Here is a 9,623-nt window from a genome sequence, read left to right as displayed (position 1 = left end):
TAAAATGTAGTATATAAAAAGGAGTGATCTGTCATGGACTTATCCACACATTTTCCCATTTGGGATAAGCTTACGCCTGCCCAGCAAAAGATAATTTCCCAGTCTTCTCAATCTCGTTCTGTCCCCAGTGGAACAGTTCTCCATAATGGCTCTGTTGACTGTCTGGGTCTTCTGCTGATCCTTTCCGGACAGCTCCGGGCCTATATCATCTCTGATGAAGGAAGAGAAATCACTCTCTATCGTCTCTTTGAACGAGATGTCTGCATTTTTTCTGCCTCCTGCGTTATGAGCAACATTCAGTTTGAAGTTATCATAGAAGCAGAAAAAGACAGTGAGGTTATTGTCCTGCCTCCTCATATTTATAAAAAGCTTATGGAAGAATCTGCTGCAGTGGCTAATTTTTCCAACCAGATCATGGGAAGCCGTTTTACCGAGGTCATGTGGCTCATCGAACAGATCATGTGGAAAAGCTTTGACAAACGCCTTGCTGCATTTTTGGTGGAAGAAAGCATTCTTGACAATACAGATTCTCTGAAAATCACACATGAAAAGATCGCCAACCACCTTGGAACAGCCCGGGAGGTTGTAACCCGTATGCTCCGCTATTTCCAGGGTGAGGGACTTGTGAAGCTTTCCAGAGGAACTATCGAACTTACCGACAAAAAAAAGCTGGAAGAAATTTCAGAATAAAGTATTTACACAAAACAGGGAACCCCGTTTTCCGACACCTGTCGTTTAACGGAATTCCCTGTTTTTTCTTTCTGTAATCTGTTTCCCTTACTGGAGCATCTCCAGAATTTCTTCCTTTGGTTTTACTCCCATGGAACGGCTATGCATTTCTCCGTTTTTAAAAACCATCAGGGTAGGGATGGTCATAATTTTAAACTCAGAAGCCAGATCCTGCTGCTCGTCCACATTGATCTTGCAGACCTTGATATCGTCATTCTCCTCTGCAATCTCATCTACTACCGGAGAAAGCATCCTGCATGGTCCGCACCAGCCTGCCCAGAAATCCAGAAGCACAGGTTTATCACTGTTCATAACCTCTTCCTGAAAATTATTTTTTGTAATATTTAAAGCTGACATATTTTCCTCCTGTCTGCCCCTGCCTGTATCCTTCTGTTATTCCGGGGCTGTGTGTATTTTTATAAGAAACTCTTTTTGCCGCCTCCGACAGCTGTCTGTTCTTAGTGATAGACTTCCCTTTTTCCTCGGGATTTATTTTATGGTCTTATCATACACAAAAAAAATATGTCCGTCTGTGACAAAATCACCTTATCTTCCCACTCTTCTGTATTTGCTGATCACCAGCGTCAGACTTATCAGCGCAATACAGAATACCAGCTGTATTCCCACTGCCTGAAAAATCTGTATCCTTGCATTTTCCGTAAGCACAGTAAAGCTGCTCAGAATATCATTAGCCCTTTCATACCAGTATACCGGAAGGAACTGGCTGACCGTTTTTACACCTTTGGAAATATATTCCAATGGAACAAATACACCGCACAGAAAGCACATTCCAAGAGAAAGAATGTTCACAATCCCTGTAAGGGCGTCCTTATTCGCAGCAAGTGTTCCTGCCAGATAGGCCACGGACATGGACACAAGAAATACTGCCAGTGTATTCAAAAGATAATATCCAAAATTTTCATTTCCATAAAGGTCTTCCCCATAATAGATTACCGCTGCAAGAAGCGTAAATACCATTACACATACTCCAAAAAGCGCCATACTCAGAAGTCCCTCCAGACTCTGGCGCCTGGCAGATACCGGAGACGCAAGCATTCTGTTTTTTACTTCTTTTTTGCTGAAAACAATCAGGATATTTCCTGCTACAAATCCAAACAGAGCCAGAAACAGATATGGCAGATACCGGAAATAATACATATATCCCGGATTGTCTGTACTTCCGGTCTTTCCGATCAGAGCTACCTTTACCGGGATCTTCTCTGTCAGCGCTCCGGCGGTTTCCTCTTCTGTCAGGCCGGCTGCCAGACAGGCTTTCGCATTATTAAAAAAACTGTTAATCTGCTGATCCACATAAATGCCAGAATAGGTGTCTGGAATAGTGGTAACTGATATTTTTTCCCCATTAAGGATGCATTTTTCAACAAATTTATCCGGAATCCGTACAATGTACTCCACCTCACGGTAAAAAAGCTTTTCCTGCATAGCTGAGATATCATTTTCCATAGGAATGATCTCATGGAAGTTTCCCAGATATGTTTCCAGGGCTTTTGCCAGGATTCCTCCGTCCCCGTCTGCCACAGCTACTTTCAACGACTCTGCCTGATAGCTTTTTTCTGTTTTTCCTGCCATGGACTGCATCAGGATCGTACATGCAAAAAAGATTGTCACATACAAAAGTATCAGCCCCCTGTTCTGACGGATCACCTTCATATAACCTTTAAATACTGTCATAACGTTCCCTCCTGACTACAAAAAATGAAGCTGCTGTCAGCACTGCCGCCATAACTGTCAGCGTAAGAATATTATTTCGCATGCGAACCGGGTCCTCATAGACATTAATACAGTAAAAAGCATCTGATATCAAAGCCGCCGGATTCAGTTTATTAATCCAGGGAGCCTTCTGATCCACCACGTATTTAATCTCGGCATTCATCAGACCGGCCAGAGTACTGGCAGTCATGGAAATGGCCAGCATGATCCCAACTTTCATTTTTTCACTGAGCCGTGATGCACTGGATACAAAAATACCCATACTCACTCCTACGATACACCCTGCCATAGACACCAGAAGCATTTCTGACGTACTTCCCTGAAATTCCATCCGCAGCACATATTTCAGATAAAAAATCAGAATCACTACATTTAGAAAATGCAGTCCGAATGATGTCAGTACTTCTGTAAGAATCATGGTAAGCCTGTGCACCGGGGAAGCACATTGTCTTGCAGCCAGAGAAGTTACATTTGCCTGAAGCCAGCAGGCAGACCCCATCCCCACAAAGCATCCATACAGGCAGGCCATTCCAATCAGAGCATAGAAAAAGCCCGCATTGCCGTTGGTTGTTCTTCCTCCAAGAGAAACATTTTGTACCAGTTCCTGATAATCTGAAAGAGCTTCTGCCGCCTGCTGCAGATTCTCCGGATGTGTCCTTGCCACAGTTTCCATAATGTGTTTTCCGTTAAGATAGCTTTCCAGCAGACTCTGCATGATACTTTGAGCCATTCCGCTTCCTGCCACCTGTAAATAAGGGGTTTTTCCTCCAACAAAAATCCCCTGTATCTCCCGGGCCGTCAGTTTTTCTGAAGCTTCCGCTTTCGTCATTTTTTCAATTTGTATCACCGAGCCGTCCTGGTTCAGTTCTTCCAGAAACATAGAAAAAACCGGATCTCCTTTTTCTTCCACATAGGCCGCCTGTATCGTCTCAAAATCCGCTTCCGACATATTTCCAAAGGCAAAATAAAATAACGTTCCCAGAATCAGCGGAAAAAGACAGGGCCAGAATAAAATATTAAAATTTTTCACTTTTCTGATAATACTGTATCTGATCAGATCTCTCATAATGTCCTCCTAATCCCGAAGCTGTTTTCCCGTGATCTCAAGAAATACATCATTAAGTGTAGGCAGTTCAGAATATACTCTTCCAAAAACTGTCCCCTGCTCCTCCAGATAATGCAGTATTTTTACCAGATTATTTTTCGCCTCTGTGCAGTGAACCGTAAGAATATCATCTTTATAATCCACCTGAAACACATGAGGAATCTGTCTGATCTGTGCAAGCTGTTCTGAAGTCAGTACTACTGCCTCAATGGTCACCTTTTCTCCTGTTTTGATCATTCCTGTAAGCTGTTCCTTGGTTCCCACTGCAATGCATCTTCCATGATCCATTATGGCGATCCTGCTGCAAAGCTGCTCTACTTCTTCCATGTAATGAGAAGTATATATAATTGTAGAACCCTGACGATTCAGTTCTCTGATCCCCTCCAGAATCCGGTTCCTGCTCTGAGGATCCACTGCTACCGTCGGTTCGTCCAGTATAATAAGCTTCGGTTTATGAGCAATGCCGCAGGCAATGTTCAGTCTTCTTAAAAGACCACCCGAAAGCTTTTTGGGACGCATTTTACGATAATCTTCAAGGCCGGTAAATACAAGTGCCTCCTCTACAAGCTGCTTTTTTCTTTTGCGCTCCTTCACATATAGCCCACAAAAATAATCAATGTTTTCATATACTGTCAGTTCCTCAAAAACCGCCACATTCTGAAGCACAATGCCGATCTGGCTTTTTACCTCGTAGCTGTCCGGAGACATCTCCTCACCCATGATCCGGATACTTCCCTTGTCATATTTTAAAAGCGCCAGCATACAGCTGATGGCTGTTGTTTTTCCGGAACCATTCGGTCCCAGAAGTCCGAAGATCTCCCCCTCCATGATATCCAGGTTCAAATGATCCAGCGCCACCAGAGATCCATATCTTTTTACCAGATTTTCTATATGTACGATCCCTTCTTTTTCCCACTCTGTTCTGCCCATAATCTCCTCCTTTTCCCACATGCCTGTGATTGGCTGATCCTACTGGTATTATAACAGTCCTGTTCCTTCTACGATAGTGAGCACCGTCATCTTCTCATATGACAAATGTCATAATCTTCCATAAAAAATCTTTTTTCTTTGCCACAAAAGTGGTTTTATATTATACTGAAAGCATCATCAGCATTTACTCCGGAGCAGTTTTGGGGACAGCTCCGCCACCAGGAGGAACAATTATGAACCGCATTCAGGATATGGGATTTTTAATACTGTTCAGCTTCTTTTCTCTTTTATATCGGAAGCCGGACTATGAATTTGTGCTGGCATTTCTTCTCTGTCTTTGCTTTTGCTCCATAGGATATGTAACAGAAAATTCCCGTAGGCATCTGATTGCCGGTCTTATTCTGATCAGCTCTTCTCTTTTGCTTCCCCGGCTCTGTCTTTTCTTTCCTGCGATTTTCTATATATTTTTTATGGATCATCTGTATATCCCAGTTTCTGCAGGAGGCATTCTCTGCTGTTACCATATTATCTCCGCAGATAAAAACCGGATACTTCTCTTTCTGTGGATTTTGCTGCTTACGGTTCTTTCCTTTTGCCTGCAGCGCCGCACTGAAATCTCTGAGAAACTGGAACAAAAGCTTATGAAGCTCCGGGATGACAGTACAGAAAAAAATCTCCTTCTTTCAGAAAAAAACCGGATGCTTGTGGAAAAACAGAATTCTGAAATTTATGCAGCCACTCTGAAAGAGAGAAACCGCATTGCCCGGGAAATCCATGACAATGTAGGCCATCTTCTTTCCCGTTCCATCCTTCTTACCGGTGCGGCAAAGGCGGTCAATAAAGAATCTGCTCTGAACTCTGTGCTGGAAAATCTGGATTTGTCTTTAAATCAAGCCATGACAAGTATACGGACAAGTGTCCATGATCTTCATGATGATTCCATAAATCTAAAGGAGACCGTCATCGGACTGACTTCGGAATTTCAGTTCTGTCCGGTAACACTGAATTACGATATGGGATATGAGGTTCCAAAAGAGATCAAATACTGTTTTATCAGCATTATAAAAGAAAGTCTTTCCAATATCTCCAGACACAGCAGCGCCACTGAAGCGTATATTACACTGAGAGAGCATCCGTCTCTTTATCAGCTCTGTATCAAAGACAATGGAAAAACCTCCGGTTCATCAGATAAAATGGAAGGTCACGTTTCCTCTGACAGTCACTCCCGCGGCATCGGGCTTTCCAACATGAAGGATCGGGTGGAATCACTGAAGGGAACTCTTCAGATCACTACAGGCAATGGGTTCCGGCTTTTTATCACCATTCCCAAAGAACAGGAGTAAAAAATGAATGTTTTGATTGTAGACGACGATATTTTTGTATCAGGAGCATTAAAGACCATTCTGGAATCCAGCGGCGATATCACAGTTCCGGCCACTGGATCTGATGGAAAAGAAGCGGTTGAATTATTCCGCAGATATCATCCGGACGTACTTCTTATGGATATCCGAATGAAAGAAGTAAGCGGCCTGGATGCAGCCGCCGAGATACTGAAAGAATTTCCGGATGCCAGGATTCTCCTTCTTACCACTTTTTCCGATGACGAGTATATCATCCGCGCGCTGAAGCTGGGCGCCAAGGGATACCTTCTGAAACAGGATTATGGCAGCATCCTTCCTGCTCTCCGGGCTGTTTATTCCGGTCAGACTGTTTTCGGTCATGAGATTGTATCCAAGATCCCTGAACTGATTCAGTCCGGTCCTTCCTTCAACTACCAGGCGTATGATATCAGCGAACGGGAACAGGAAATCATCCGCCTGATTGCAGACGGACTCAGCAACAAGGAAATTGCCGCCCGTCTGTTTCTCAGTGAAGGAACGGTACGAAATTATCTCAGCGCTGTCCTGGATAAGCTGCATCTGCGGGACCGGACTCAGGTGGCGGTATTTTATTACCGGAACCGTTAAAGCTCCCTGACCATTTCATGCCACTCTTCACCGCCCCACACGGAGCCGGAAAGTCCCAGATCCTGAAATCCAAATTTACGGTACATTTCCACCTTTTCTTCCAGGCAGGTAAGAATCAGACGCTTACGGCCTTTCTGCCTTTCCCTTTGGGCATAACGCTCCACCAGCTCTCTTGCAAGGCCCTGTCCCCGGTAATCCGGAAGCACGGCAAGACCTGTCAGCATAATATTTTTTCCTTTGGAATCATGAAGGGAAGCATCTGTAAAAACTTCATCTCTAAGATGCTTTTCTTCTGTGGCGATCCCATTAAGAAATCCTGCGATTTTTCCGTTTTTTCTGTCTGTCGCCACCAGAAAAATCTCTGATGCAGCCTGAATCCTTTCTTTCATAAATTGAGGAGCACAGGCCTCATTTGGCGGAAAACATTTCTGTTCCAGAGCTGCCGCCTCCTCTGTTTCTTCTGTCCGCACACTGCGGAATTCAAACTGCTCTTCTATGTTTTTATCTTTCATATGTTATCATCTGCCTTTCTGAAAACCTTTATGCTTTCTCTGTATCCTTTTCCTGTTTTTCACAAACCTTTACGGTTGCACTTTCAATCTGATGATCCTTAACACTGCTGATATGTATCTGAAGATTCTGAATCTGAACATCAATATCCTGTTTTCCATCCTCCGGTATCCATCCCAGTTTCTGAAATACCAGTCCTGTCACTGTATCAAATTCCGAGGATGAAATTTCCACAGCCAGGGCATCCTCAAATTCTTCTAGTTCCACATTTCCGATGACTCTCCAGGTATCTTCGTTCAGTTTTTCCATATAAGGATCTTCATTCTTGTCTGCTGTCGGTTCATCCTCCAGATCTCCCACCAGTTCTTCTATCAGATCATATAAAGTAACAATTCCGGTCATACCTCCATATTCATCGATGATGATCGCCATGGATTTTTTCTCTGTTTTCATATTTTTAAACAGAACGTCTGCCTTTGTGGTTTCCAGTACAAAATAAGCAGGATATACTGCCTTTTGAAGAACATTTTCCCGGCTTTTATCTTCAATACGGAAGTAATCTTTGGCATTTAAGACACCGATCACATTATCCGGTGATCCGTCACACACCGGATAGCGAGTATGGCGGCTGTTATGAATAGTTTCCGCCCAGGAATCCATATCATCCTCCAGCCACAGGATTGTAACATCTGTACGGTGAGTAGCTATGCTTTCCACCATAATATCATTAAATTCAAATACATTCTGGATAAACTCTTTTTCCTGATGAGCAATAGTTCCTTTCTCACTTCCCGCATCAACCATCATTCGAATTTCTTCTTCACTTACCTGTTCTTCTTCCTCATTGGGGTCAATTCCGCACAGGCGCAGAACAAAATTTGTGGATATAGACAGAAAAGAAACAATTGGCTTAAATACAATGGAAATTCCGCTTACCAGACCGGAAATTCCCATGGCAAGCTGTTCCGGTTTTTTCATAGCGATTCTTTTCGGAACAAGCTCTCCAAAAATCAGTGTAAAATACGAAAGTACCAAAGTGATCACAATCACTGCTCCGGCATCCAGGGTTGCTCTCGGAATCTTCACACCCAGAGAAAGGATCCAGTCTACCAATGGTTCAGAGAAATTATCCGCCGCAAACGCACTTCCCAGAAAACCGGAAAGCGTGATGGCAACCTGAATGGTGGCAAGGAACCTTGCCGGCTCCCGTGTCAGCCGAAACAGTCTTTTTGCCCGATTATTCCCCTGTTCCGCCATTCGTTCCAGCTTCGTTTCATTAATAGACAATACTGCTATTTCCGCACTTGCAAAAACAGCATTCAGTGCAATCAGTACAACCTGAAATAATAATAAAAAAATCAAAGAACTATTCATATCTGCCAACCTCTTTCAAAAATTTTTAATAATCGTTTGTATACAACACAAGACATGACCTGTGCACACAAATACACAGACCATGTCTTGAAATATATGTCATTCATTCAGATTATTCTTTTGATTCGGGTCAGCGCAACTGTCGCTATCTTCCATTATAAAAATCCAACCTCCTGTAAGTTATCTAATGGCACATATTATAGCCATTCCTGCACTCACAGTCAATATTACAGATGTTAAATTTCATAAAGATTTTATAAAATATTCTGCCCATCAGTAAATATCACTTTTCCATATACTGAAATGAAAATCTCAGCTTTTATATTCATTAATTTTCATCAAGATATAATGAAGCGGCTTAAACAATATCAGGCACAAGAATACATTTCCGATACAATGTGTGATATCGCTGGGTATTCCTGCAATCCAGTAAGCAAAAGCCCCGGAAGGACCACTGATAAAGAAATACAGAAGACTGCACAGCGCCCCAAAAGCAAGTCCAAAAAATCCGGATATGATACTCCAGAAAACAAAAGATGTCTGCTTTCTGAATACGAGGGTTATAAAACAAAGGACTGTCCATACATAAAGATAATTGATCCACCATAATCCAAACCCATAGGTAATGCCTTCCAGAAAGACAAAGGCATACACAACTCCAAAAACTTTCCTGCCTATTACAAGCGTGTACAAAATAAACAAAAGTGTCACAAGCTCTATATTCGGAAGAAAGCTTAACGCCACCTGGCTGATAAAGACAATCGCTGCCATGACTCCCATGACAGCCAGATCCTTTGTCTTAAGAGAGGTCTTCATCAATATCCCTCTGTTAAGGTAAGTTCATACTGATCTCCATCCTGGATCGGTGTCTGATCTGCAGAGGTGTTTACCTGTTCCCCGCCTTTGGTGATACACCACCACTGCTGTTTTGAATCATCTGCTTTCACATGATTAACTGTAGTGATAAACATACCATATTGCCCGTCTTCACCTTCGATCAGTTTATTATCTGTCAGGACTTCCCCAAGATACTCTGCATCTGTCTGATAGGTAAATGTCTCTTCGCCCTGATCAAGAGCTGATACCTTTACGGTGATTTCCTTGCTTCCTTCTGTTGTACCGGGTTTAAATTTCAAGTAGCACAATCCAGCTGCTGCTATGACCACAACAAGAGCGATCACCGCAATCAGAGTTGATTTTTGTTTTTTGTTTTTCATTTTTTCTTGTATGATGTTTATAGAAGCTAAAACATCACCTTTTCCTTTCTTTTAGTAATG

10 protein-coding genes and 1 pseudogene are annotated in these 9,623 nt (G+C 42.7%); 3 read left to right on the top strand and 8 right to left on the bottom strand.

What is annotated here, in order from left to right; translation table 11 throughout:
- Nucleotides 1–33: 33 nt before the first annotated feature.
- Nucleotides 34–690, top strand: coding sequence for a Crp/Fnr family transcriptional regulator (locus tag RDS42_RS08580; RefSeq protein ID WP_308783292.1), 657 nt, complete (start codon nt 34–36; stop codon nt 688–690).
- An 87-nt stretch (nt 691–777) separates the two neighbouring features.
- On the opposite strand, the pseudogene trxA reads toward RDS42_RS08580, so the two are convergent.
- From trxA to RDS42_RS08560, 4 genes and pseudogenes are all read right to left on the bottom strand, one after another.
- Nucleotides 778–1,101: pseudogene (gene trxA / locus RDS42_RS08575) on the bottom strand (thioredoxin); the annotation flags it as partial.
- A gap of 174 nt (nt 1,102–1,275) precedes the next feature.
- The gene (locus RDS42_RS08570) at nt 1,276–2,421 is read right to left on the bottom strand and encodes an ABC transporter permease (protein WP_308783291.1); all 1,146 of its coding nucleotides are present in this window, start codon (nt 2,419–2,421) and stop codon (nt 1,276–1,278) included.
- Entirely contained in the window at nt 2,408–3,526 is a 1,119-nt protein-coding gene (locus RDS42_RS08565) for an ABC transporter permease (RefSeq protein ID WP_308783290.1), read from the bottom strand. Before RDS42_RS08565 ends, RDS42_RS08570 begins: the two co-directional genes overlap by 14 nt.
- 9 nt (nt 3,527–3,535) lie before the next feature.
- Nucleotides 3,536–4,465 (bottom strand): ATP-binding cassette domain-containing protein, encoded by a 930-nt coding sequence (locus RDS42_RS08560; RefSeq protein ID WP_369124213.1) that lies wholly within the window; start codon nt 4,463–4,465, stop codon nt 3,536–3,538.
- A 263-nt stretch (nt 4,466–4,728) separates the two neighbouring features.
- On the opposite strand from RDS42_RS08560, the gene RDS42_RS08555 reads away from it, so the two are divergent.
- Nucleotides 4,729–5,838: a histidine kinase gene (locus tag RDS42_RS08555; protein ID WP_308783288.1), complete on the top strand. Its 1,110-nt coding sequence runs from the start codon at nt 4,729–4,731 to the stop codon at nt 5,836–5,838.
- A gap of 3 nt (nt 5,839–5,841) precedes the next feature.
- Nucleotides 5,842–6,462: a response regulator transcription factor gene (locus RDS42_RS08550; protein WP_308783287.1), complete on the top strand. Its 621-nt coding sequence runs from the start codon at nt 5,842–5,844 to the stop codon at nt 6,460–6,462.
- On the opposite strand, the gene RDS42_RS08545 is transcribed toward RDS42_RS08550, so the two are convergent.
- From RDS42_RS08545 to RDS42_RS08530, 4 genes are all read right to left on the bottom strand, one after another.
- The gene (locus tag RDS42_RS08545; protein ID WP_308783286.1) at nt 6,459–6,974 is read right to left on the bottom strand and encodes a GNAT family N-acetyltransferase; all 516 of its coding nucleotides are present in this window, start codon (nt 6,972–6,974) and stop codon (nt 6,459–6,461) included. The two genes, RDS42_RS08550 and RDS42_RS08545, sit on opposite strands and share 4 nt — an antisense overlap.
- Nucleotides 6,975–7,002: 28 nt before the next feature.
- Complete coding sequence (locus RDS42_RS08540) at nt 7,003–8,346, bottom strand: hemolysin family protein (RefSeq protein WP_308783285.1); 1,344 nt, start codon at nt 8,344–8,346, stop codon at nt 7,003–7,005.
- Nucleotides 8,347–8,658: 312 nt separating this feature from the next.
- Entirely contained in the window at nt 8,659–9,162 is a 504-nt protein-coding gene (locus RDS42_RS08535) for a hypothetical protein (RefSeq protein ID WP_308783284.1), read from the bottom strand.
- Nucleotides 9,162–9,563 carry a DUF4430 domain-containing protein gene (locus tag RDS42_RS08530; protein WP_308783283.1) on the bottom strand — a complete coding sequence of 134 codons (402 nt, stop codon included), beginning with the start codon at nt 9,561–9,563 and terminating at the stop codon, nt 9,162–9,164. Before RDS42_RS08530 ends, RDS42_RS08535 begins: the two co-directional genes overlap by 1 nt.
- Nucleotides 9,564–9,623: the final 60 nt, after the last annotated feature.

The organism is uncultured Blautia sp., from assembly GCF_902497045.1.
GTDB lineage: Bacteria > Bacillota > Clostridia > Lachnospirales > Lachnospiraceae > Blautia_A.
This window is presented reverse-complemented; position numbering and strand designations above follow the sequence as displayed.

Bases quoted from the DNA above. Each gene is read 5' to 3' on its own strand.
- RDS42_RS08580 (WP_308783292.1), top strand. From the start codon at position 34: ATGGACTTATCCACACATTTTCCCATTTGGGATAAGCTTACGCCTGCC.
- RDS42_RS08570 (WP_308783291.1), bottom strand. From the start codon at position 2,421: ATGACAGTATTTAAAGGTTATATGAAGGTGATCCGTCAGAACAGGGGG.
- RDS42_RS08565 (WP_308783290.1), bottom strand. From the start codon at position 3,526: ATGAGAGATCTGATCAGATACAGTATTATCAGAAAAGTGAAAAATTTT.
- RDS42_RS08555 (WP_308783288.1), top strand. From the start codon at position 4,729: ATGAACCGCATTCAGGATATGGGATTTTTAATACTGTTCAGCTTCTTT.
- RDS42_RS08550 (WP_308783287.1), top strand. From the start codon at position 5,842: ATGAATGTTTTGATTGTAGACGACGATATTTTTGTATCAGGAGCATTA.
- RDS42_RS08545 (WP_308783286.1), bottom strand. From the start codon at position 6,974: ATGAAAGATAAAAACATAGAAGAGCAGTTTGAATTCCGCAGTGTGCGG.
- RDS42_RS08540 (WP_308783285.1), bottom strand. From the start codon at position 8,346: ATGAATAGTTCTTTGATTTTTTTATTATTATTTCAGGTTGTACTGATT.
- RDS42_RS08535 (WP_308783284.1), bottom strand. From the start codon at position 9,162: ATGAAGACCTCTCTTAAGACAAAGGATCTGGCTGTCATGGGAGTCATG.
- RDS42_RS08530 (WP_308783283.1), bottom strand. From the start codon at position 9,563: ATGAAAAACAAAAAACAAAAATCAACTCTGATTGCGGTGATCGCTCTT.